Origin of the sequence: Pseudomonas sp. Root71, from assembly GCF_001429045.1 — a bacterium.
Lineage (GTDB): Bacteria > Pseudomonadota > Gammaproteobacteria > Pseudomonadales > Pseudomonadaceae > Aquipseudomonas > Aquipseudomonas monachiensis.
In genome coordinates, this window is record NZ_LMHY01000012.1 from 601869 (window position 1) to 624723 (window position 22855).

The window sequence follows — 22855 nt, forward strand, 5'->3', positions numbered from 1 at the left end:
AGGAGCAATCTAAAGATCGCAGCCTTCGGCAGCTCCTACGGTAATTTGCGGTGAGTCAATGAGCCTCACCCGCCTTCAACCCTTCCGGCAATTTCCTGGTCAGCAACACCGCCACCATGCTGATCCCCAACGCAATCCCGACAAAGTGAAACGCATCGTTATAGGCCATGATCGACGCCTGTTGGTGGGCGATCTCGCTGAGTTTGCCCAGGGCTGCCGTTTCGTTACCCAGCCGGTCAGCCAGCGAGGCAATCCGTTCAGCCACCTGCGGATTGCCCGGCACGATGGATTCACGCAGGTAGTCAAAGTAAACCTTGGTCCGCGCATCCAGCAGGGTGGCGAGCAGGGCGATGCCGATGGCGCCGCCGAGGTTGCGCAGGATGTTGAACAGGCTCGAGGCCGACCCCGCGTCTTGCGGAAGAATGTACGCCGTGGCGATCAACGAAATGGTGACCATGATCAGCGGCTGCCCCAGGGCACGGATGATCTGGATCTGATTGAACTGCGGCCCGGCAAAGTCCGGGTTCAGCACGCCCGAAGAGAAGCTCGCCAGACCGAATAGCCCGAAGCCCAGGGTGCACAGCCATTTCGGCGAGACGTATTTCATCAACTTGGGCACCAGCGGGATCAGGAACAGCTGCGGCACGCCCATCCACATGATCACTTCACCGATCTGCAGGGCGTTGTAGTTCTGGATCTGCGCCAGATAAAGCGGCAACAGGTAGATCGAGCCGTACAGCCCGACCCCCATCCCGACACTGGAAATGCTCGATAAGCCAAAGTTGCGATTGCGCAGGATGCCGAGGTTGATCAGCGGATTGGGTTTGGAGGTCTGCACGATCACAAAACTGATCAGGCTGACCAGTGCGATGCTGCCCAGGGTTACGATCAGGCTCGATTCCAGCCAGTCCTTGCGATGGCCTTCTTCCAGGAACACCTGCAAGCAACCGAGCCCGACGCCGAGGGTGAGAATGCCGGCGTAGTCGGTGCTTTTGAGCAATTCCCAGTGGGCTTCTTTTTTCTCCAGGCCGTACATCAGGCCGGCGATCATGATCAGGCCGGGCGGGATGTTGATGTAGAAGATGTATTCCCAGCCCCAGTTTTCCGTCAGCCAGCCGCCGAGGGTCGGGCCGATGGAGGGCGCGAATGTGGCGGTCATGGCGAACATGGCCATGCCTTTGGCGCGGTGGTGTTCCGGGAGCTTGATCAGGGTCAGGGTGAACGCCAGCGGAATCAGCGCGCCACCGGTAAAGCCTTGCAGGGCGCGGAACACGATCATGCTTTCCAGGCTCCACGCCATGGAGCAGAGCAGGGATGCGACCAGGAACCCGAGGGACACCCACACCGCCAGGCGTCGCGCCGACAGCAACTGCACGAGCCAGGCGGTGAGCGGGATCATGATGATTTCCGCCACCAGGTACGAGGTGGAAATCCACGAACCTTCTTCCAGGGTCGCCGACAGTGCACCCTGGATGTCCTTGAGCGAGGAATTGGTGATCTGGATGTCCAGCACCGCCATGAACGCACCGAGCATCACGCTCATCACTGCAATCCAGTCCCGCCGGGTCGGTTCGCCGACCGGGCGGATCAGTTGATCACCGGCCATCGTCAGGGGCGTCTTTGTGGCTCACTTTGGGGGTGACTTCTTCAGGGGTGTCCTTGATGTTCACCTTGGCGGTGACCGACATGCCTGGGCGGATCTTGCCGCGCAGCGGATTGTCCGCGGCGAAGGTCAGTTTTACCGGAATCCGTTGGACGACTTTGGTGAAGTTGCCCGTGGCATTGTCCGGTGGCAACAGGCTGAACTGCGCACCCGAGGCGGCGAACAGGCTGTCGACCCGGGCTTTGATCGGGGTGTCGCTGTAGGCGTCGAAGGTCAGTTCGGCTTCCTGGCCGGGTTGCATGTGGCCAATCTGGGTTTCCTTGAAGTTGGCCTGAATCCAGATGTCTTCGTCCGGCACGATCGACAACAGGTAAGCGCCGGCCTGCACGTATTGGCCTTCGCGGGCTGCACGCTGGCCGATCAGGCCGCTGATGGGCGCGTGGATTTCGCTGCGGGTCAGGTTCAGTTCGGCCTGGGCCAGGTCGGTTCTGGCGTTGGCGATCTGCGCGTCGAGGCGTTTGATTTCCGCATTCAGGGCATTGACCTGCTGGCGCTGGCCTTGCGCGTCGGCCTGGGCCTTGGCCACTTGCGAGCGGGCGATGTGGTTGTCGGCGGAGAGGGTGGTCACCCGTTCTTCCGAAATAAAGCCTGGTTTGCGCAAGGTCTCGGCGCGGGTCAGGTCGATTTGCGAGCGACCCAGGCTGGCCTGGCTGGATGCGACTTGCGCTTCGCTGGCGGCAATCAGGCTGGCCTGCTGGGTCAGTTTACTCTGGGCTTGCAGGCGCTCGGCCTCGCGGGTGGCCAGGGCGGCATTGGCGCGGTCGACCGCGAGGCGGAAGTCGTCGCCTTCGAGTTTGACCAGCAACTGGCCTTTCTCGACATGCTGGTTGTCCTGCACCAGCACCTTATCGATACGCGCGCCCAATTGGCTCGACACGCGGGTGATCTCGCCCTGGACATAAGCGTTGTCGGTGCTTTCATAAAAGCGCCCCTTGAACAGCCAATGGGCAAACAGGCCCCCGGCAATCAACAGGACAATCAGCAGGAACGAGAAGAGGCGACGCTTGAGTTGGGCAGGCATGGGGCAAACTGTAGTCGAGAAATTGTAAGAGAAGTTATCAGCAGGCAAATCTGGCATACAGCCGATAAGCGGTAAATGCCATCGGCTGATATTCGGCCATTCACCTCCCTATACGGGCGTTACAGACGCAACCTTGGCTTAAATGCCCTGTTCACTGGAGCCGGGCGGGTGTCGCCTGTTACCATTCGCGCCTTGTTTGAACTTCGCTTTTATTCTTTTCGAGACATGCCATGACCACCGTCCGCACTCGCATCGCGCCATCGCCTACCGGGGATCCCCACGTAGGTACCGCCTACATCGCCTTGTTCAACTATTGCTTTGCCAAGCAACACGGCGGTGAGTTCATCCTGCGGATCGAAGACACTGACCAGTTGCGTTCGACCCGCGAGTCCGAACAGCAGATTTTCGACGCCTTGCGCTGGCTGGGCATCGACTGGAGCGAAGGCCCGGATGTCGGCGGCCCGCACGGTCCGTACCGTCAAAGCGAGCGCGGCGACATTTACCAGAAGTATTGCCAGCAGCTTGTAGAGCTCGGTCATGCTTTCCCGTGCTTCTGCACCGCCGAAGAGCTGGACCAGATGCGCGCCGAGCAGATGGCTCGCGGTGAAACCCCGCGTTACGACGGCCGCGCGCTGCTGCTGTCCAAGGAAGAAGTCGACCGTCGCCTGGCCGCTGGCGAGCCCCACGTTATCCGCATGAAAGTACCGAGCGAAGGCGTCTGCGTGGTGCCGGACATGCTGCGTGGCGACGTTGAAATCCCGTGGGACCGCATGGACATGCAAGTCCTGATGAAGACCGACGGCTTGCCGACGTACTTCCTGGCCAACGTGGTCGACGACCACCTGATGGGCATCACCCACGTATTGCGTGGCGAAGAGTGGCTGCCATCGGCACCGAAGCTGATCCTGCTGTACGAGTACTTCGGCTGGGAACAACCGGAGCTGTGCTACATGCCGCTGCTGCGTAACCCGGACAAGAGCAAGCTGTCCAAGCGCAAGAACCCGACCTCGGTGACCTTCTACGAGCGCATGGGCTTCATGCCTGAAGCGATGCTCAACTACCTGGGCCGCATGGGTTGGTCGATGCCGGACGAGCGCGAGAAGTTCTCGTTGCAGGAAATGGTCGACAACTTCGACCTCAAGCGTGTGTCCCTCGGCGGGCCGATCTTCGATATCGAGAAACTGTCGTGGCTCAACGGCCAGTGGCTGCGTGACCTGCCGGTGGAAGAGTTCGCCGCGCGCGTGCAGAAGTGGGCGTTCAATTCCGAATACATGATGAAGATCGCACCGCACGTGCAGGGCCGGGTCGAAACCTTCAGCCAGGTGGCACCGCTGGCCGGGTTCTTCTTTGCCGGTGGCGTGAACCCCGATGCCAAGCTGTTCGAATCCAAGAAACTGTCGGGCGATCAGGTTCGTCAGTTGATGCAGTTGATCCTGTGGAAGCTCGAAAGCCTGCGTCAGTGGGAGAAGGACAGCATCACCGCGACCATTCAGGCGGTGGTCGAGTCCCTGGAGCTGAAGCTGCGTGATGCCATGCCGCTGATGTTCGCTGCGATCACCGGCCAGGCCAGCTCTGTGTCGGTGCTCGATGCGATGGAAATCCTCGGGCCGGACCTGACCCGTTTCCGTCTGCGCCAGGCCATTGACCTGCTGGGCGGCGTGTCGAAGAAAGAAAACAAGGAATGGGAAAAGCTGCTGGGCGCCATCGCCTAAGCGCATTTGACCTTGTGCAGGAGCTGCCGAAGGCTGTGATCTTTTGATCTTGCTTTCTGGTTGCTCCGAAAAGATCGCAGGCTTCGCCAGCTCCTACGGGCCTGCGCTCTTTCCCCAAACCCCGGATTTCCGGGGGGAGGGCGGTAAGTGGTTGTTATGTCGGCAAAAAATTTTAAATTTTTTGAAAAATAAGTTTGACAGGCTTTCGATACGCCCTTAAGATTCGCCCCGTCCTCAGCGATGACATCAACGATGAGGGGCTATAGCTCAGCTGGGAGAGCGCTTGCATGGCATGCAAGAGGTCGACGGTTCGATCCCGTCTAGCTCCACCAATTTACACTTCGAGGCCTGGCCACACCGGCCTTGAAGCGATCAACACTCAGCGTTGATCAGTTGTATAGAAGGGTTTGCGTCCCCTTCGTCTAGTGGCCTAGGACACCGCCCTTTCACGGCGGTAACAGGGGTTCGAGTCCCCTAGGGGACGCCAGTTTTACAGAAGCGATGTTGCAAGATGTCGCTCCGCCGCGAGGCGAAAAATCCGGGGCTATAGCTCAGCTGGGAGAGCGCCTGCATGGCATGCAGGAGGTCAGCGGTTCGATCCCGCTTAGCTCCACCAATTTTACAGTTCAAGGTCTGGCCACACCGGCCTTGAATCGATCAGCACTCAGCACTGATCAGTTGTATAGAAGGGTTTGTGTCCCCTTCGTCTAGTGGCCTAGGACACCGCCCTTTCACGGCGGTAACAGGGGTTCGAGTCCCCTAGGGGACGCCACGATTACCCGCTCTGCGGGATTTTATAAGGGTCATTCAATTATTGAATGGCCCTTTTGTTTGTCTGGCGTTTGGCCAAATTCCTCCTTTTCCCAAAAAAACTGTTCTTCAGACCAGCGGTCACACCCATGACTTGCTAAAATTTATTATGAGAATAATATTTCAATCGTAATATTCGGAGGCAACGATGAACGATAAAAAAGCTCAAACCCGCGAGCGCATCCTCAAGGCTGCCAGCGCAGCGCTGATTCAGCGCGGCCCGGCCGAGCCAAGCGTGGGCGAAGTGATGGGCGCGGCGGGCCTGACGGTCGGCGGCTTCTACGCCCACTTCGAAAGCAAGGACGCGATGATGCTCGAGGCGTTCAGGCAATTGCTCGGTCACCGCCGTGACCTGATTGCCGACATGGACTCGGAGTTGACGGGTGAAGAGCGCCGGGCGCTGGTGGCGGCGTTTTATTTGTCGCGCAAGCACCGTGATTCCTCCGAATCGGCCTGTCCGATCCCGGCATCGGTCGGCGAACTGGGGCGGTTGCCGGAAGCGTTTCGTGTTGCGCTCAATGAGCATGTGGAGCTGATGGTCGCGCAGTTGGCGGCCAGCCCCGAAGAAACCGAAAAAGCCCTGGCCGACATGGCCTTGATGGTGGGTGGGCTGGCTCTGGCGCGAGCGCTGGGGCCGGGAGAGTTGTCCGATCGATTACTGCGCGCCGCCAAATCGGCAGTGCGCTGACCTGAAGGCTGCGGCCTGAGGAGAATGCGATGAGCGCGTTAAAGTGGGTTCGTGGCGTTAATGGCACCTTGGGCTGGTTTGCCCCGAAACTGGTCGCAAGCAAAATGCGACAGGCGTTCATGACGCCACGGGATCTGCCGCTGCGTGACTGGGAGCTGCCACTGTTGGCCAGGTCCGAGCGAATCACCCTGCGTTTCGGTCTCTCGGCCTTGCGCTGGGGCCAGGGCCCGGCAGTCTTGCTGATGCATGGTTGGGAAGGGCGGCCCACGCAGTTTGCCAGCCTCATCACCGCGCTGGTCGATGCCGGTTACTCGGTCGTGGCTCTCGATGGTCCGGCCCACGGTCGCTCGCCGGGCAGCGAAGCGAATGTGGTGCTGTTCGCCCGCGCCATGCTTGAAGCGGCCGCCGAACTGCCCCCCCTGCAAGCGGTCATCGGCCACTCCATGGGCGGCGCCAGTGCGATGCTCGCGGTCCAGTTGGGCTTGCGCACCGAAACCCTGGTCACCATTGCCGCTCCGGCGCGGATTCTCGGCGTGTTGCGTGGCTTTGCCCGCTATGTCGGGCTGCCACCGAAGGCCCGCTCGGCGTTCATTCGCCAGGTCGAGCAAGACGTTGGCATGCGAGCCGCGATGCTGGATGTCGCGCACTATCAACTCGACATGCCTGGCCTGATTGTCCACGCCGAAGACGACAACTTCGTCCTGGTGAAGGAATCCCAGCTGATTCACGAAGCCTGGTTCGACAGTCGCTTGTTGCGTTTGAAGGACGGTGGTCATCAGCGAGTGTTGGCTGACCCGCAGGTGATTGATGGCGTGTTATCACTGCTGGCCGGGCGCAGTCTGCAATCGCGCCAATCCGCCTGAGCTTCCGTTACACTGCCCCGGTCGAAATTATCTGACCAGGGAGTCGGGCATGGGCTGGGATCGGGAAACGCCGTTCATCATTGATCTGCAAGTGAGCGCCGAGGACATTGACGGGTTGGGGCATGCGAACAACGCGGTCTACGTGACCTGGCTCGAGCGCTGTGCCTGGCGCCACTCCCAGCGCCTTGGCCTGGACCTGGTCGAATACCGGCGGCTGGACCGGGCCATGGCGGTGGTGCGACACGAGATCGATTACCTGGCGGCAGCCTATGAGGACGATGAGTTGCAATTGGCGACCTGGATCGTCGATTGGGATCAGCGCCTGAAAATGACCCGGCACTTCCAGTTGATCCGCCCCAGCGACAACACCACGTTATTGCGCGCGCAGACCACGTTTGTCTGCATCGAACTGTCCACCGGCAAGCCCAAGCGCATGCCGACTGAATTCATCGAGGGCTATGGCCCGGCGATCCGGGCGCAGGAGTTGGTACAACCCTGACTTTCTGTGGGAGCGGCGGTGCGGCGGTCCGACTTGCTCGCTCCCACAATGGATCTGCGATGTTCTGCAGATTTTCTCTGAACCCAGTAAACTGCCGCACGTTTTTCCTCGAGTGTGTTTTTCATGCAAATTGCTTTGGCGCCCATGGAGGGGTTGGTCGACGACATCCTGCGCGATGTGCTGACCCGCGTGGGTGGTATTGACTGGTGCGTGACCGAGTTCATTCGGGTCAACGACCAGTTGCTCACACCTGCCTATTTCCACAAGTTCGGCCCGGAGTTGCTCAACGGTGCCCGGACGGCCTCCGGTGTGCCGCTGCGTGTGCAACTGCTCGGTTCCGACCCCGTGTGCCTGGCGGAAAATGCCGCGCTGGCCTGCGAGCTGGGTTCCGAAGTGATCGACCTGAACTTCGGTTGCCCGGCCAAGACCGTCAACAAATCCCGTGGTGGCGCGGTATTGCTCAAGGAGCCCGAGCTGCTCAACAAGATCGTCGAGCACGTCCGTCGTGCCGTCCCCGCGCACATTCCAGTCACCGCCAAGATGCGCCTGGGCTTCGACAGCCCGGACGGTTCGCTGGTATGTGCCACGGCCCTGGCCGAAGGCGGCGCCGAACACATCGTGGTGCATGCGCGGACCAAGGTCGACGGCTACAAGCCGCCAGCACACTGGGAATGGATTCCGCGGGTGCAGGACGTGGTCAAGGTGCCGGTGTTCGCCAACGGTGACATCTGGAGCGTCGAAGACTGGCGGCGCTGCCGCGAGATCAGCGGCGTGGAAGACATCATGCTCGGTCGCGGCCTGGTTTCGCGTCCGGATCTCGCCCGGCAGATCGCCGCGGCGCGGGCCGGTGAGGAGGTGGTCGAGATGACCTGGGCCGAGCTGCTGCCGCTGATCCAGGACTTCTGGCTGCAAGCCAAGGCGCAGATGACGCCACGCCAGTCGCCGGGTCGCCTGAAGCAATGGCTGGCGATGCTGACCCGCAATTATCCCGAGGCGGTGGAACTGTTCACCGTGCTGCGTCGTGAGACCGAGCTGGATAACGTCTCGCGTTTGCTGGGGCTGCCAGTGGCAGAGGCGGCCTGAAACTTTTTACAAAAAAAGCAGAAAATAATCTCTTGAAATGCAATCGGCGATCCCTATCTAAGGATTACGCGATGCCGAATTCGGGTCGCGGAGACAAAAAACCTTGCTGATTGTTTTCAGGAGATTTGCATCATGGCTACTACATTATCCCTGGCCCCACTGTTCCGTTCCTCGGTAGGTTTCGACCGTTTCAACGACCTGTTCGAGACCGCCCTGCGCAACGAACCAGGCAGCAGCTATCCACCCTATAACGTGGAGAAACATGGCGACGATCAATACCGCATCGTCATTGCCGCAGCCGGTTTCCAGGAAGAAGATCTGGAACTCGAAGTCGAGAAGGGTGTGCTGACCATCAGTGGCGGTAAACGCGACGCGAATGAAGACGTCACTTATCTGTATCAGGGCATTGCGCAACGTGCCTTCAAACTGTCATTCCGTCTGGCGGACCACATCGAGATCAAGGCTGCCGGCCTGAGCAACGGTCTGTTGAGCATCGACCTGCTGCGGGTGATTCCGGAAGAGGCGAAAGCCAAGCGCATCCCGATCAACGGCACGCAGAAGAAGGCTCTGCAACACTGAGTCAGAGCAAGAAGAAGGGCGCCATTGGCGCCCTTTTTTGTGCACGTCACTTCAGCAGTTTTTGAAACTCCTCCACCGGCAACGGCTGGCTGTGCAAGTACCCCTGATAGAAATGGCACTCCAGCCCCTGCAGGAACTCAAGCTGCTCCGCTGTTTCCACCCCTTCGGCAATTACCTTCAAATCCAGGCTGCGGGCCATGGCGACGATGGCGCGGATGATCTCGGCGTCGTTCGGGTCGCTGGTGGCGTCGCGGATAAACGACTTGTCGATTTTAAGGGTATCGACCGGCAAGCGCTTGAGGTAGGTCAGTGAGGAGTAGCCGGTGCCGAAGTCGTCCATGGCGAAGCTCACGCCGAGTTTTTTCAGGCGACGCATTTTGTTGATGGTGTCTTCCAGGTTCTGGATCACGATGCCTTCGGTGATTTCCAGCTTCAACAGGGAGCAGGGCAGGCCGTAGCTGGCCAGGCTTTGTTCAATTCGTTCAACGAAGTCGTTCTGGCGGAACTGGCGCGGGCTGATGTTCACGCACAGGCTGAATTTGTACGGATTCACCAGACCGTTGTCGATCAATTGCTTGAAGGCCTGGCAGGCTTCGTCGAGGATCCAGTTGCCGACTTCCAGAATCAGCCCGCTGTCTTCCAGCACCTTGATGAACTCGTTGGGTGACTGCGCGCCGAGCTCTGGATGACTCCAGCGCACCAGCGCCTCGGCACCGACGATGCGGTCGCCCCGGGCGTCGACCTGGGGTTGGTAATGCACGCGAAACTCGCCCCGGGAAAGCGCCAGGCGCAGGTCGGTTTCCATGCGCAGGCGTTCGCTCGCGGCCTTCTGCATGGTGTTGTGGTACATCTGCGCGGTATTGCGCCCCGAGTCCTTGGCGCGATAGAGCGCGATGTCGGCGCGCTTGAGCAGGTCGGTCGGAGTCGAGCCGTGATCGGGGATCAGGGCAATGCCGATGCTGGGCGTCACTTGCAGGCGCTGGCCGTCGAGGAACATCGGCTCGGACAGCAGCTCGCGGATGGTGTCGGCCACTTCGCGAACCTGATCGCTGACCTCGCTGCGCGAGCCTTCGAGGCCGCTGAGCAGGACCACGAATTCGTCACCGCCCAGGCGCGCAACGGTGTCCTCCATGCGCACGCTGGCCTCCAGGCGCGCGGTGATGATTTTCAGCACCGTATCGCCCACCGGGTGCCCGAGGGAGTCGTTGATGTGCTTGAAATGGTCGAGGTCGAGGAACATCAGTGCGCCGCGCAGGTTATGGCGTTTGAGCAGGGCGATCTGCTGGCTCAGGCGGTCCATCAGCAAGGCGCGGTTGGGCAGGTTGGTCAGTGGGTCGTGGTAGGCCAGGTGGCGGATCTGCGCTTCGGCGTTTTTCAACAGGCTGACGTCACGCGCGGTCAGCAGCAGGCAGGCGGTTTCGTTGAGGGTGATCGGTTCCACCGAGACTTCGACGGTGAGCAGTTCGCCGCGCTTGTTGCGCCCGAGCATTTCCTGGTGATGAACCCGGCCCTTGATCTGCAATTCGGCCAGTAGCGCCGAGCGTTGTTTTTCTTCGGCCCAGATCCCGACCTGATACACCGTGCGGCCCACCACTTCCTCGGCGCGGTAGCCGGTCAGGCGGCAGAAGCCGTCGTTGACCTCCAGATAGCGCCCGGTGTCGCGCTCGGTGATGGTGATGGCGTCGGGGCTGGAGTGGAAGGCCTTGGCGAATTTCTCTTCACTGGCCTTGAGCGCCGCTTCCGAGCGCTGTTGCTGGGTGATGTCGCGCAGCGTGGTGACGATGCAGGGCTGGTCGCCGACGCTGATCTGGCGGCTGGAAATCACGCAAGTCAGGGCCTGTCCGTCCTTGTGCTGGACCAGAATGGCCACGTTGTTCAGGCCTTGTTCGCGGATCACTTGTTCGATCCGTCGCAGGCTTTTCGCCGAAGCGTCCCACAGGCCGATTTCGTCGGCGCTGCGGCCGATCACATCGGCGGTGCTCCAGCCGAAGGTCTGGGTGAAGCTGGAGTTGATCTCAATGAACTGGCCGGAGTCCTGGCGGGTGACGCAGATCGGATCGGGGCTGACCTGGAACAGCGTGGCGAATTTTTCTTCGGAGGCCACCAGCCGTTGTTCACGCTCCACTTGGTCGGTGATGTCGAGCAATGTGCCGGCCATGCGCACCGGCACGCCGCTGTCATCACGGTAGAGGCGGGCACGGCTTTCCAGGTAGCGCGAACTGCCGTCGGGCAATTGCACGCGGTAGGTCAATTGATAGTTGCCGGCCGGGCCTTCACGCAGGCTACGGTAAGCGTCGCGCATGGTGTCGCGTTCTTCGCCGGGCACGCCTTCGAAGAACTCGTCGAAGGACTCGTGGAAAGGTTTGGCGTCCAGACCGTGCAGTTGGGCGGCCCGTGCCGATCCGTAGAGCATGCCGCTGGGAATGTGCCAGTCCCAGGTGCCCAGTTGCGCCGAGTCCAGGGCCAGGTCGAGGCGTTCCTGGCTGTCCTTGAGGGCTTGTTCGGCGACTTTGCGTTCGGTGGTGTCAAGGAAAGTGCTCAGTAGATAGGGCTGGCCTTCGAGCTCGACCTTTTGCGCACTGAGGATGCCGTCGTGGATCTGGCCATTGCTGGCGCGAAACTGCACTTCCATGCTGACCAGGTCGCCTTTGGCTTTGGTGGCCTTGACCAGTTCGTCCCGTTGCTCGGGGTGTACCCACAGGCCCAGCTCCAGGGTGGTGCGGCCGATTGCATTCTGTACCGGCCAGCCGAACAGGCTTTCGAAATACTGGTTGGCTTCGGTGATCAGGCCGTCTTCCTGGCGGGTCAGCAGGACCATGTTCGGGCACAGGTGGAACAGGGTGGCGAAGCGTTTTTCCGAGCTGCTCAACGCCTGTTCGCGCTGGCGCTGGTGGGTAATCTCGCGGATCACACCGATCATCCGTGGCCGGCCGTGCTTGTCGGGCAAGAGGCTGCCGCTGATTTCCAGCCAGTGCAGGCTGCCATCGGGCCAGCGGATGCGGTGGTGCATCATTTGCTCCAGCGGCGCGCCAGCGATGACCGCGTGGAACGCGCGAACGGTTTTCGCGCGATCTTCCGGGGGCAGCAGGTCGAGGTATTCCAGATCCGCTGGCAACGGTTTGCGGGGGTCGAAGCCAAACAACGCCTGCGTACCCCGGGACCAGCTGATCTGCCCGCGCTCGATATCCCAATACCAGGCACCCAGGCGCGCGCCGTTGAGCGCGGCCAACAGTTGCGAGGCACTTTCCCAGCTCTGTTCGGAGTTTTTCGGGTCAAGTGCCTGTATACGCGGCATAGGCGGAATACGATCAACAGATTTGGGCATTGGCAAGCCTTAGGCTGAATGGGCGTTTGGCACGGGAATTCGCGGCTCTATAGGAGTAGCACAACTTAGCCTTGAGTCCCTGGCGGATCGAGTTGAGCATCCAGCAGCGCCATGAAGGCCCGCGCGGCGTTCGACAGTGTCCTTTCCGTGTGCAGGATATAGCCTAGCTGGCGAGTGAGTTGTATGCCCGGCAAAGGTATGCGCGCCACCTGCTCATCGAGCATGGTGCGCGGCAAAACGCTCCAGGCCAGGCCGATCGAGACCATCATCTTGATGGTTTCCAGGTAATTGGTACTCATGGCGATGTTGGGCGTCAGGCCCTGGGCTTCAAACAGCCGCTGCACAATGTGGTGGGTGAAGGTGTTGCCGCCGGGGAAGACCGCCGGGTGTCGGGCGATGTCCGCCAGGCTGACCTTGCCGTTATTGAGCAACGAATGCTCCGGGGCAACCACGAAATCCAGCGGGTCGTCCCACACCGGGGTGGCCTGGACCAGTGCATGGGGTTCCGGTGCCAGGGTAATGACCGCCAGTTCGGCGCGGCCATGGAGAATTTCCTCGTAGGCCACTTCCGAATCGAGGAACTGAATATCCAGCGCCACCTGTGGGTAGCGTCGGGTGAACTCCCTTAATAAGGGCGGCAAACGGTGCAGGCCGATGTGGTGACTGGTGGCCAGGGTCAGACGGCCGGTCACTTCGCCCGTGAGGTTGGTCAGGGCACGGCGCGTATCATCGAGAACATTGAGAATCTGGTAGGCCCGCGGCAGCAGGGCGCGCCCGGCCTCGGTCAGGCTCACTTCACGCCCCAAACGATCGAACAGGCGCACCTTCAATTGCTGCTCCAGCCCGGCGATGCGTTTGCTGATCGCAGGCTGGGTCAGGTGCAGTCGTTCGCCGGCGCCGGAGAAGCTTCCGGTCTCGGCGATGGCAATAAAAGCATTGAGGTTGGCCAGGTCCATGGTTGTATTCCACTTGGTTATCCAAAGCATAAAAAATATGAATTTGAGTTATTTAATGTAACCCCATAGGATCAGCCTCACAAGCCAAAGGGTTATTGAGCACTTCAAGACCCGGGGCATAGAAACAAGCTGATGAGGAACCGTCTGATGGCCGGCAAAACGCTCTACGACAAGCTCTGGGATTCGCATTTGGTCAAGCAGCGCGACGATGGCTCCGCGCTGATCTACATCGATCGTCACATCATCCACGAAGTGACCTCGCCGCAAGCCTTCGAAGGCCTGCGTCTGGCCGGGCGCAAGCCATGGCGCATCGATGCCAACATCGCGACCCCGGACCACAACGTACCGACCACGCCGGAGCGCAAGGGCGGCATCGACGCCATCGTTGACCAGGTCTCGCGCCTGCAAGTCCAGACCCTCGACGACAACTGCGATGAATACGGCATCGTCGAGTTCAAGATGAACGACGTTCGCCAGGGCATCGTCCACGTCATCGGCCCGGAGCAGGGCGCGACCTTGCCGGGCATGACCGTGGTCTGCGGCGACTCCCACACCTCGACCCACGGCGCGTTCGGCGCCCTGGCTCACGGTATCGGCACCTCCGAGGTCGAGCATGTGCTCGCCACCCAGTGCCTGGTCGCCAAGAAAATGAAGAACATGCGGGTAGTGGTCGAAGGCCAATTGCCGTTCGGCGTGACCGCCAAGGACATCGTGCTCGCCGTGATCGGCAAGATCGGCACCGCCGGCGGTAACGGCCACGCCATCGAATTCGCCGGCAGCGCGATTCGCGACCTGTCCGTTGAAGGCCGCATGACCATCTGCAACATGTCCATCGAAGCCGGCGCTCGCGTAGGCCTGGTGGCTGCGGACGAAAAGACCGTGGCTTACGTCAAGGGCCGTCCATTTGCTCCGAAAGGCGCGGAATGGGAACTGGCCGTTGAAGCCTGGAAAGACTTGGTGTCCGATGCCGATGCGGTGTTCGACACCGTCGTTGAGCTCGATGCGACCCAGATCAAGCCGCAAGTCAGCTGGGGCACTTCGCCTGAGATGGTGTTGGCGGTGGACCAGAACGTGCCGGATCCTGCGAAGGAAATGGACCTGGTCAAGCGCGGTTCCATCGAGCGCGCCTTGAAGTACATGGGTTTGACCGCCAACCAGGCGATCACCGACATTCAGCTCGACCGCGTGTTCATCGGTTCGTGCACCAACTCGCGGATCGAAGACCTGCGTGCCGCGGCGGTGATCGCCAAGGGCCGCAAAGTGGCCTCGACCATCAAGCAGGCCATCGTCGTGCCGGGCTCGGGTCTGGTCAAAGCCCAGGCGGAGTCGGAAGGCCTGGACAAGATTTTCCTCGAAGCCGGTTTCGAATGGCGCGAGCCGGGTTGCTCGATGTGCCTGGCGATGAACCCGGACCGTTTGGAGTCCGGCGAGCATTGCGCCTCGACCTCCAACCGTAACTTCGAAGGCCGTCAGGGCGCCGGTGGTCGTACCCACCTCGTCAGCCCGGCCATGGCCGCGGCCGCCGCTGTGAACGGTCGTTTCATCGACGTCCGTGAATTGATCTAAAGGAGCGCAGCATGAAAGCTTTTACCCAGCACACTGGTCTTGTCGCGCCTTTGGATCGTGCCAACGTCGACACCGACCAGATCATCCCGAAGCAGTTCTTGAAGTCGATCAAGCGCACGGGCTTCGGCCCGAACCTGTTCGATGAATGGCGCTACCTGGATGTGGGCCAGCCTTACCAGGACAACTCCAAGCGTCCGCTGAACAAGGACTTCGTCCTCAACGCCGAACGTTACCAGGGCGCCAGCGTGTTGCTGGCCCGTGAGAACTTCGGTTGCGGCTCCAGCCGCGAGCACGCGCCGTGGGCGCTGGAAGAGTACGGTTTCCGCAGCATCATCGCGCCGAGCTATGCCGACATCTTCTTCAACAACAGCTTCAAGAACGGCTTGCTGCCGATCATCTTGAGCGATGCCGAAGTCGATGAACTGTTCCAGCAGGTCGAGGCCAATCCGGGCTACCAGTTGCAGGTCGACCTGCAAGCCCAGACCGTGACCCGCCCTGACGGCAAGGTGTTGAGCTTCGAAATCGATGCGTTCCGCAAACACTGCCTGCTCAACGGCCTGGACGATATCGGCCTGACCTTGCAGGACGGCGATGCGATTGCGACGTTTGAAGCCAGGCATCGTGCGAGCCAGCCTTGGTTGTTTCGCGACGCTTGATTTTGCGTAAGGCGTAATGACGCCATCGCGAGCAAGCTCGCTCCCACACTGGATTGCGGCGTTCACAAAACCTGTGGGAGCGGGCTTGCTCGCGAAGACGGTAGCTCAGACGACATAAGGCTAAACCCCAAAAAGGAAGTCCCCATGACCAGCACCGCCCAGCACAGCCAGGTAGTCCAGAAGCAATTCGGTGAACAGGCTTCGGCCTACCTGAGCAGCGCCGTACACGCTCAAGGCACCGAGTTCGCGCTGCTACAGGCCGAACTGGCGGGGCGGGGCGATGCCCGGGTCCTGGACCTTGGGTGTGGTGCCGGTCACGTGAGTTTTCACGTAGCCTCATTGGTGAAAGAAGTGGTGGCCTACGACCTGTCCCGGCAGATGCTCGACGTGGTGACCGCTGCCGCTGTCGACCGTGGCTTGAGCAACGTGACCACGGTCAATGGTGCCGCTGAGCGCCTGCCGTTTGCCGATGGCGAATTCGATTTCGTCTTCAGCCGCTATTCGGCGCACCATTGGAGTGATCTGGGCGTGGCCCTGCGTGAGGTGCGTCGAGTCCTGAAGTCGGGCGGCGTGGCGGCGTTCGTCGACGTGTTGTCACCGGGTAGCCCACTGTTCGACACTTACCTGCAAAGCGTCGAAGTGCTGCGCGACACCAGTCATGTGCGCGATTATTCCGCCGGCGAGTGGTTGCGTCAGGTCAGCGAGGCGGGGCTGCACACCCGCAGTACCACTCGTCAGCGCCTGCGCCTGGAGTACAACAGCTGGGTCGAGCGCATGCGCACGCCTGAAGTGATGCGCGCGGCGATCCGCGAGTTGCAGCAGTCGATGGGCAATGAAGTGCGCGAATATTTCGAGATTGAGGCCGATGGTTCGTTCAGTACCGATGTACTGGTGCTGATGGCTGAACGATAGAATTTTTCCGGGTGCGTCCATGGGCGCACCGACTGATGACATGAGGAAAGCATGAGCAAGCAGATTCTGATTCTCCCAGGTGACGGTATTGGCCCGGAAATCATGGCCGAAGCGGTCAAGGTGCTGGAATTGGCCAGCGACAAGTTCGCCCTGGGTTTCGAGCTCAGTCATGACGTGATCGGCGGCGCAGCCATCGACAAGCATGGCGTGCCCTTGGCCGACGAAACCCTGGAACGTGCCCGCGCGGCTGACGCCGTATTGCTGGGCGCCGTTGGCGGTCCGAAATGGGATGCGATCGAGCGTGACATCCGCCCTGAGCGCGGCCTGCTGAAGATCCGTGCGCAACTGGGCCTGTTCGGCAACCTGCGTCCGGCGATCCTGTACCCGCAACTGGCCGAGGCTTCCAGCCTGAAGCCGGAAATCGTTTCCGGGCTGGACATCCTGATCGTTCGCGAATTGACCGGCGGCATCTACTTCGGTGCGCCACGCGGTACCCGTACCCTGGAAAACGGCGAGCGTCAGTCCTATGACACCCTGCCGTACAGCGAAAGCGAAATCCGCCGCATCGCCCGTGTCGGTTTCGACATGGCCATGGTCCGTGGCAAGAAGCTGTGCTCGGTGGACAAGGCCAACGTACTGGCCTCCAGCCAACTGTGGCGTGAAGTGGTCGAACAAGTGGCCAAGGATTATCCTGAAGTCGAACTGAGCCACATGTACGTCGACAACGCCGCGATGCAGCTGGTGCGCGCACCGAAGCAGTTCGACGTGATCGTCACCGACAACATGTTTGGCGACATCCTGTCCGACCAGGCCTCGATGCTCACCGGTTCCATCGGCATGCTGCCGTCGGCGTCCCTGGACACCAACAACAAGGGCATGTACGAGCCGTGCCACGGTTCGGCGCCGGACATCGCGGGCAAGGGCATTGCCAACCCGTTGGCGACCATTTTGTCGGTGTCGATGATGTTGCGTTACAGCTTCAACCAGCAGGCCGCGGCCGATGCCATCGAGAAAGCCGTCAGCCTGGTGCTGGATCAGGGCTTGCGCACCGGTGACATCTGGTCGGCCGGTTGCACTAAAGTCGGTACGCAGGAAATGGGTGACGCAGTAGTCGCCGCGCTGCGGAATCTGTAATCTCTCGGGCCCGCTGCCAAATTCAAGACAAGGTAGCGGTCCACATTTCAAGAAGGTGTAGTTGCGATGAAACGTGTAGGTCTGATCGGTTGGCGCGGCATGGTCGGTTCCGTGCTCATGCAGCGGATGCTGGAAGAGCAGGATTTCGATCTTATCGAGCCGGTGTTTTTCACCACTTCCAATGTCGGTGGCCAAGGCCCGTCCGTGGGCAAGGACATTGCTCCGCTCAAGGACGCTTACAGCATTGAAGAGCTGAAAACCCTCGACGTGATTCTGACCTGCCAGGGTGGCGACTACACCAGCGAAGTCTTCCCCAAGCTGCGTGAAGCCGGCTGGCAGGGTTACTGGATCGATGCCGCTTCCAGCCTGCGCATGCAGGATGACGCGGTGATCGTTCTGGATCCGGTGAACCGCAAGGTCATCGACCAGCAGCTGGATGCGGGCACCAAGAACTACATCGGCGGCAACTGCACCGTCAGCCTGATGCTGATGGGCCTTGGTGGCCTGTTCGAGGCTGGCCTGGTGGAGTGGATGAGCGCCATGACCTATCAGGCGGCATCCGGTGCCGGCGCGCAGAACATGCGTGAACTGATCAAGCAAATGGGCGCGACCCACGCCGCTGTTGCCGATCAACTGGCCGATCCGGCCAGCGCGATCCTCGACATCGACCGTCGTGTGGCTGAAGCCATGCGCAGTGACGCGTACCCGACTGAAAACTTCGGTGTACCGCTGGCCGGCAGCCTGATCCCATGGATCGACAAGGAACTGCCGAACGGTCAGAGCCGCGAAGAGTGGAAGGCCCAGGCCGAGACCAACAAGATCCTCGGTCGCTTCAAGAGCCCGATCCCGGTCGATGGCATCTGCGTGCGCATCGGCGCCATGCGCTGCCACAGCCAGGCGCTGACCATCAAGTTGAACAAAGACGTACCGATCGCTGATATCGAAGGACTGATCAGCCAGCACAACCCTTGGGTCAAGCTGGTGCCGAACAGCCGCGAAACCAGCATTCAGGAGCTGAGCCCGAACAAGGTCACCGGCACCCTGAACATCCCGGTTGGCCGTCTGCGCAAGCTGAACATGGGTTCGCAATTTGTCGGCGCGTTCACCGTCGGCGACCAGTTGCTGTGGGGCGCGGCCGAACCGCTGCGCCGCATGCTGCGGATCCTGCTCGAGCGTTGATCGTTTGATGCAATGAAAGAACCCGCGCCTTGAAAGAGGTGCGGGTTTTTTTATTGGCCGTTAAAAGATCGCAGCCTTCGGCAGCTCCTACAGGTGCTCGCATTCCTTTGTAGGAGCTGCCGAAGGCTGCGATCTTTTGTTCTAAATTGCCGAACCGCCAACCACCCGGTAAAGTGCCGCTCCCCCCGTTTCGCCAGAGGTAAAACCCATGAGCCAGACCATTGATATTGCCGTGATCGGCGCCACCGGTACTGTCGGCGAAACACTCGTGCAGATTCTCGAAGAGCGCGATTTCCCGATCGGCACCCTGCACCTGTTGGCCAGCAGCGAATCGGCCGGCAGTTCGGTACCGTTTCGCGGCAAGAACGTGCGGGTACGGGAAGTCGATGAGTTCGACTTCAGCAAGGTGCAATTAGCATTCTTTGCCGCCGGCCCGGCGGTTTCGTTGAGTTTCGCTTCCCGCGCCAGCGATGCCGGTTGCTCGGTGATCGATCTCTCCGGTGCCTTGCCGGCCGAAAAGGCGCCGCAGGTCGTGCCAGAGGCCAACGCCCAGGTGTTGGCCGGTTTGAAAAAGCCCTTTCAGGTCAGCAGCCCAAGCCCGTCGGCCACCACGCTGGCAGTGGTGCTCGCGCCACTGATGGATTTGCTCGATTTGCAGCGCATCAGCCTGACCGCGAGCCTTGCGGTATCGGCCCAGGGCCGTGAAGCCGTGAGCGAGCTCGCCCGGCAGACCGCTGAACTGCTGAATGTGCGGCCGCTGGAGCCGAAATTCTTTGATCGGCAGATGGCCTTCAACCTGTTGGCCCAGGTCGGCAAGCCGGATGAGCAAGGTCATACGTTGCTGGAAAAACGCCTGGTACGTGAGCTGCGTCAGGTCATGGCGCGGCCTTCATTGAAGATTTCCGTCACTTGCATTCAAGCCCCGGTGTTTTTTGGCGATAGCTATAGCGTGACCCTGCAGTCCGCGAGTGAAATCGACCTGGGGAAAGTCAATGCGGCCCTGGAAGATGCGCCCGGCATCGAGCTGGTGGAAGCCGGTGATTACCCGACCCCGGTGGGCGATGCAGTAGGGCAGGATGTGGTCTACGTTGGTCGGGTTCGTCATGGTATTGACGACACGTCGGAACTTAATCTGTGGCTGACGTCAGATAACGTACGCAAAGGCGCGGCGCTCAACGCTGTGCAACTGGCCGAGTTGTTGATTAAAGACCTGCTGTAAAAGATACTTTGCAACAATTTGTCGAATGATTCCTCGCGAGCCTATGCTTGCCGGAGTACTGAAGGCAGAGCCACTCTGCGGGGCTTTGCCGGGCATCAATGAAATGATCGCGCGCGACGACCCTCGCCGTTGCGCGCAATGCCTTACGGCAGCGACTATCAATACCTTCTCGCTGGCCGAGGAATGTTCAAACTAAGGATGAGCTAATGGTTCAAGTTCGCAAACTGGTGTTAGCAATAGCGGCCGCCTCGGCGCTGTCCTCCGGTATGGCGCATGCCCTCGGGCTCGGGGAGTTGACCCTGAAATCGACGCTCAACCAGCCGTTGGTGGCAGAAATCGAGCTGCTCGATGTCAAGGATCTCACCGCTGCCGAAGTGGTGCCGAGCCTGGCTTCACCAGAGGATTTCGCCAAGGCCGGTGTCGACCGCCAGGCATTTCTCAACGACTTGACCTTCACCCCGGTGCTCAACGCCAGCGGCAAAAGCATCCTGCGCGTGACCTCCAGCAAGCCTCTGTCCGAACCCATGGTGAAGTTCCTGGTTCAGGTCATGTGGCCGAACGGCCGTTTGCTGCGCGACTACAGTGTGCTGCTCGATCCGTCCAAGTTCTCGCCGCAAACCGCTGAAGCGGCTGCGCAGCCGACGTCAACGGTTGCTGCGCCCGTCACCGGTGCGACCAAGCCGTCGCAATACACCACCACGCCGCGCGATACCCTGTGGGAAATCGCCGCGAAGGCGCGTAATGGCGGTTCGATCCAGCAAACCATGCTGGCCATCCAGGCGTTGAACCCGGATGCCTTTATCGACGGCAACATCAACCGCCTGAAAACCGGCCAGGTGCTGCGCATGCCGGACCAGGCACAGAGCACGGGCCTGCCGCAAGCCAAGGCCATTGCTGAAGTGGCCGCGCAGAACAAGGCCTGGCGCCAGGGCCGCCGCTATGTGGCGAAACCCGGGGCAGGGCAGCAACAGCTCGACGCTACCAATCGCGCTCGCACCGAGGGTGCTCCCGCGCAGTCGGCCACCGACAAGCTGAGCCTGGTGTCTGCAGAATCCGGCAAGAACCCTGGTAAAGGGGCGGCGGGAGATGCCAAGGCCCTCAGCAACAAGCTGGCGGTGACCCAGGAAAGCCTCGACACCAGTCGTCGTGATAACGCCGAACTGAAAAGCCGCATGGCCGACCTGCAAAGCCAGGTGGACAAGCTGCAACGCTTGATCGAGCTGAAGAACAATCAATTGGCCAAGTTGCAAACCGAGGGTGCTGCGACTGCACCAGCGGCTGCGACCGCGCCGGCAATGTCGGCCGAGCTGGCTGCCAACCCGGCCACGGCACCTGCTCCGGCTGAAACTGCACCGGTTGCGCCTGCGCCCGAGGCAACTCCGGCGCCGACCGAGAAGCCTGTCGAGGCGGCACCGGCGGCATCCGACGATCAGAAATTCAATGAATTGCTGACCAATCCGGTGCTGCTGGGCCTGGTCGGTGGCGGTGCGGTGATTCTGCTACTCCTGCTGCTGTTGCTGGCGCGTCGCCGCAAAGCCCAGCAAGAAGCTGAAAAACATCTGCGCATGGCCCGTGCCCTGGCCGAAGAACAGCCGTTCTCGGCCGATCTCGACTTGCCGGAAAGTAGCTTCGATGGCCTGGAAGTTCCACCGCCGAGCGTGAAGCTGGCGACTGCTCCGACGCCAGCTCCCACGCCCGCGCCGGTGGTTGCACCGGTGGTGATGACCACGCCGATCGCCGCGCCACTGGTGGCGCCGGCTGCCGAACGTTCCAGCGACGTGCTGGGCCAGGCTCAGTCGCACATCAATGCCGGTCGCCTGAACCAGGCTGCCGCGTTGCTGGAGGACGGTGTCAAGCAAGAGCCCAAGCGCAGCGACTTGCGCCTGAAGCTGATGGAAGTCTATGGCCAGCAAGGCGACCGCGATGCGTTCGTCGGCCAGGAGCGTCAGTTGGTGGCCAATGGCGACAACTTCGCCCAGGTTGAAAAGCTCAAAAACCGCTTCCCGGCCATGGTGCTGGTGGCTGCCGGTGGCATCGCTGCAGCCGCCGTTGCTGCGGAGCTGGACGCGCAATACGTCAAGGACCTGTTGCTTGATGAGCCGCAAGCACCGGCGTCAGAGCCAGAGCCAACACCGTTCGAAGATGACCTCGACAGCGCCTTCGACCTGAGCCTGGATGATCTGGACGCGATTACACCTGTGACGCCTGTGCCTGCACCGGAGCCTGAGGTGGCAGCACCAGCGGACCTGGACGAGTTCCCGCTGGACGACGATCTGAGTTTTGAGTCGGTGTTGCAGCAGCAGACTGAAATCAAGGAAAACCTCGACGATCTGTCGGACTTCGACCTCGACCTGGATCTCGGTGCGCAACCGTCGCCGGCGATGCTGGCAGAAGACGATTTCCTGCTGGATCTGGATGAGGGTGTGAAGGATTTTCCGGTTGCCGAAACCCCGGCTGTTCCTGAGGTCGCGCTGGATGACCTGGAATTGCCGGCCGATTTCGATCTGTCGCTGGCCGACGAACTGGACGAACTGGGCACGCCGGATGCGTTCGCGGCAGAGCTGGATGTTGTCAACGCCGAGCTTGAGAGCCTGTCCAGCAGCATCGGCGAGCCGACCTTTACCGAAGCGGATGCCGCACTGGATAGCGATGATGACTTCGACTTCCTCTCGGGCACTGACGAAGCCGCTACCAAGCTCGATCTGGCTCAGGCCTATATCGACATGGGCGACAGTGACGGTGCTCGCGACATCCTCAATGAGGTAGTAAGCGAAGGCAGTGCCGAGCAGAAGAGTGAAGCCGAGGAAATGCTTTCGCGCCTGGCTTGAGTGATCGGCAGGTTGTAAAAAAAGCGGCAGCCCATTGAGGCTGCCGTTTTTGTTTGACCGATGAGTTGATGTCGTTTGCTGTGGCGCCTTCGCGGGCAAGCCCCACAGGTTTTGTGAACGCCACAGAACCCTGTGGGAGCGGGCTTGCCCGCGAAGGCGCCG

General features: G+C 60.7%; 17 protein-coding genes and 4 tRNA genes. 17 read left to right on the forward strand and 4 right to left on the reverse strand.

Going from position 1 to position 22855, the window contains the following annotated elements; all coding sequences use genetic code 11:
- Positions 1-55 precede the first annotated feature (55 nt).
- Together ASD95_RS12755 and ASD95_RS12760 are read right to left on the reverse strand one after the other, a co-directional pair.
- Entirely contained in the window at positions 56-1546 is a 1491-nt protein-coding gene (locus ASD95_RS12755) for an MDR family MFS transporter (RefSeq protein WP_177336457.1), read from the reverse strand.
- Positions 1547-1595: 49 nt separating this feature from the next.
- Positions 1596-2684, reverse strand: coding sequence for an HlyD family secretion protein (locus ASD95_RS12760; protein WP_056722149.1), 1089 nt, complete (start codon positions 2682-2684; stop codon positions 1596-1598).
- A 230-nt stretch (positions 2685-2914) separates the two neighbouring features.
- On the opposite strand from ASD95_RS12760, the gene gltX reads away from it, so the two are divergent.
- The 10 genes from gltX to ASD95_RS12810 all read left to right on the forward strand — a co-directional run bounded on the left by gltX (position 2915) and on the right by ASD95_RS12810 (position 8918).
- Positions 2915-4396: a glutamate--tRNA ligase gene (gltX, locus tag ASD95_RS12765; RefSeq protein WP_056722150.1), complete on the forward strand. Its 1482-nt coding sequence runs from the start codon at positions 2915-2917 to the stop codon at positions 4394-4396.
- 256 nt (positions 4397-4652) lie between these two features.
- Positions 4653-4728, forward strand: a tRNA-Ala gene (locus tag ASD95_RS12770).
- Between the two features lie 79 nt (positions 4729-4807).
- A tRNA-Glu gene (locus tag ASD95_RS12775) sits at positions 4808-4883 on the forward strand.
- 53 nt (positions 4884-4936) lie between these two features.
- A tRNA-Ala gene (locus tag ASD95_RS12780) sits at positions 4937-5012 on the forward strand.
- An 80-nt stretch (positions 5013-5092) separates the two neighbouring features.
- Positions 5093-5168: transfer RNA gene (locus ASD95_RS12785), tRNA-Glu, on the forward strand.
- A 186-nt stretch (positions 5169-5354) separates the two neighbouring features.
- Positions 5355-5894, forward strand: a complete 540-nt coding sequence (locus ASD95_RS12790; RefSeq protein ID WP_056722152.1) for a TetR/AcrR family transcriptional regulator — start codon at positions 5355-5357, stop codon at positions 5892-5894.
- Between the two features lie 29 nt (positions 5895-5923).
- Entirely contained in the window at positions 5924-6757 is an 834-nt protein-coding gene (locus ASD95_RS12795; protein ID WP_056722154.1) for an alpha/beta fold hydrolase, read from the forward strand.
- Between the two features lie 49 nt (positions 6758-6806).
- Complete coding sequence (locus tag ASD95_RS12800) at positions 6807-7256, forward strand: acyl-CoA thioesterase (RefSeq protein ID WP_056722156.1); 450 nt, start codon at positions 6807-6809, stop codon at positions 7254-7256.
- A 123-nt stretch (positions 7257-7379) separates the two neighbouring features.
- A complete protein-coding gene (locus ASD95_RS12805; RefSeq protein WP_056722158.1) occupies positions 7380-8339 on the forward strand; it encodes a tRNA dihydrouridine synthase in 960 nt (319 codons plus the stop codon).
- 132 nt (positions 8340-8471) lie between these two features.
- Positions 8472-8918 (forward strand): Hsp20 family protein, encoded by a 447-nt coding sequence (locus ASD95_RS12810; RefSeq protein ID WP_056722160.1) that lies wholly within the window; start codon positions 8472-8474, stop codon positions 8916-8918.
- Positions 8919-8964: 46 nt separating this feature from the next.
- Here ASD95_RS12810 and ASD95_RS12815 read toward each other — a convergent pair whose 3' ends face one another.
- Positions 8965-12243, reverse strand: a complete 3279-nt coding sequence (locus ASD95_RS12815) for a PAS domain S-box protein (protein ID WP_056722163.1) — start codon at positions 12241-12243, stop codon at positions 8965-8967.
- Between the two features lie 65 nt (positions 12244-12308).
- Positions 12309-13199, reverse strand: coding sequence for a LysR family transcriptional regulator (locus tag ASD95_RS12820; RefSeq protein WP_056722165.1), 891 nt, complete (start codon positions 13197-13199; stop codon positions 12309-12311).
- Between the two features lie 147 nt (positions 13200-13346).
- Here ASD95_RS12820 and leuC point away from each other — a divergent pair, with 147 nt between their 5' ends.
- The 7 genes from leuC (at position 13347) to ASD95_RS12855 (ending at position 22693) form a co-directional block, all read left to right on the forward strand.
- Positions 13347-14765, forward strand: coding sequence for a 3-isopropylmalate dehydratase large subunit (gene leuC / locus ASD95_RS12825; RefSeq protein WP_056722167.1), 1419 nt, complete (start codon positions 13347-13349; stop codon positions 14763-14765).
- Positions 14766-14776: 11 nt separating this feature from the next.
- On the forward strand, positions 14777-15421 hold the full coding sequence (gene leuD / locus ASD95_RS12830) for a 3-isopropylmalate dehydratase small subunit (protein WP_056722170.1): 645 nt from the start codon (positions 14777-14779) through the stop codon (positions 15419-15421).
- 144 nt (positions 15422-15565) lie between these two features.
- Positions 15566-16333: a class I SAM-dependent methyltransferase gene (locus ASD95_RS12835; RefSeq protein WP_056722172.1), complete on the forward strand. Its 768-nt coding sequence runs from the start codon at positions 15566-15568 to the stop codon at positions 16331-16333.
- 51 nt (positions 16334-16384) lie between these two features.
- Positions 16385-17467, forward strand: coding sequence for a 3-isopropylmalate dehydrogenase (gene leuB, locus ASD95_RS12840; RefSeq protein ID WP_056722174.1), 1083 nt, complete (start codon positions 16385-16387; stop codon positions 17465-17467).
- A gap of 66 nt (positions 17468-17533) precedes the next feature.
- Complete coding sequence (asd, locus tag ASD95_RS12845) at positions 17534-18646, forward strand: aspartate-semialdehyde dehydrogenase (protein WP_007975660.1); 1113 nt, start codon at positions 17534-17536, stop codon at positions 18644-18646.
- A 208-nt stretch (positions 18647-18854) separates the two neighbouring features.
- Entirely contained in the window at positions 18855-19865 is a 1011-nt protein-coding gene (locus ASD95_RS12850; RefSeq protein ID WP_056722177.1) for an aspartate-semialdehyde dehydrogenase, read from the forward strand.
- A gap of 206 nt (positions 19866-20071) precedes the next feature.
- Positions 20072-22693 (forward strand): FimV/HubP family polar landmark protein, encoded by a 2622-nt coding sequence (locus ASD95_RS12855; RefSeq protein WP_056722179.1) that lies wholly within the window; start codon positions 20072-20074, stop codon positions 22691-22693.
- The last annotated feature ends 162 nt before the right edge of the window (positions 22694-22855 follow it).

Bases quoted from the DNA above. Each gene is read 5' to 3' on its own strand.
- ASD95_RS12850 (WP_056722177.1), top strand. From the start codon at position 18,855: ATGAGCCAGACCATTGATATTGCCGTGATCGGCGCCACCGGTACTGTC.
- ASD95_RS12795 (WP_056722154.1), top strand. From the start codon at position 5,924: ATGAGCGCGTTAAAGTGGGTTCGTGGCGTTAATGGCACCTTGGGCTGG.
- ASD95_RS12800 (WP_056722156.1), top strand. From the start codon at position 6,807: ATGGGCTGGGATCGGGAAACGCCGTTCATCATTGATCTGCAAGTGAGC.
- ASD95_RS12805 (WP_056722158.1), top strand. From the start codon at position 7,380: ATGCAAATTGCTTTGGCGCCCATGGAGGGGTTGGTCGACGACATCCTG.
- ASD95_RS12815 (WP_056722163.1), bottom strand. From the start codon at position 12,243: ATGCCCAAATCTGTTGATCGTATTCCGCCTATGCCGCGTATACAGGCA.
- ASD95_RS12835 (WP_056722172.1), top strand. From the start codon at position 15,566: ATGACCAGCACCGCCCAGCACAGCCAGGTAGTCCAGAAGCAATTCGGT.
- leuB (WP_056722174.1), top strand. From the start codon at position 16,385: ATGAGCAAGCAGATTCTGATTCTCCCAGGTGACGGTATTGGCCCGGAA.
- ASD95_RS12760 (WP_056722149.1), bottom strand. From the start codon at position 2,684: ATGCCTGCCCAACTCAAGCGTCGCCTCTTCTCGTTCCTGCTGATTGTC.
- leuD (WP_056722170.1), top strand. From the start codon at position 14,777: ATGAAAGCTTTTACCCAGCACACTGGTCTTGTCGCGCCTTTGGATCGT.
- ASD95_RS12855 (WP_056722179.1), top strand. From the start codon at position 20,072: ATGGTTCAAGTTCGCAAACTGGTGTTAGCAATAGCGGCCGCCTCGGCG.
- asd (WP_007975660.1), top strand. From the start codon at position 17,534: ATGAAACGTGTAGGTCTGATCGGTTGGCGCGGCATGGTCGGTTCCGTG.
- ASD95_RS12810 (WP_056722160.1), top strand. From the start codon at position 8,472: ATGGCTACTACATTATCCCTGGCCCCACTGTTCCGTTCCTCGGTAGGT.
- leuC (WP_056722167.1), top strand. From the start codon at position 13,347: ATGGCCGGCAAAACGCTCTACGACAAGCTCTGGGATTCGCATTTGGTC.
- ASD95_RS12820 (WP_056722165.1), bottom strand. From the start codon at position 13,199: ATGGACCTGGCCAACCTCAATGCTTTTATTGCCATCGCCGAGACCGGA.
- gltX (WP_056722150.1), top strand. From the start codon at position 2,915: ATGACCACCGTCCGCACTCGCATCGCGCCATCGCCTACCGGGGATCCC.
- ASD95_RS12790 (WP_056722152.1), top strand. From the start codon at position 5,355: ATGAACGATAAAAAAGCTCAAACCCGCGAGCGCATCCTCAAGGCTGCC.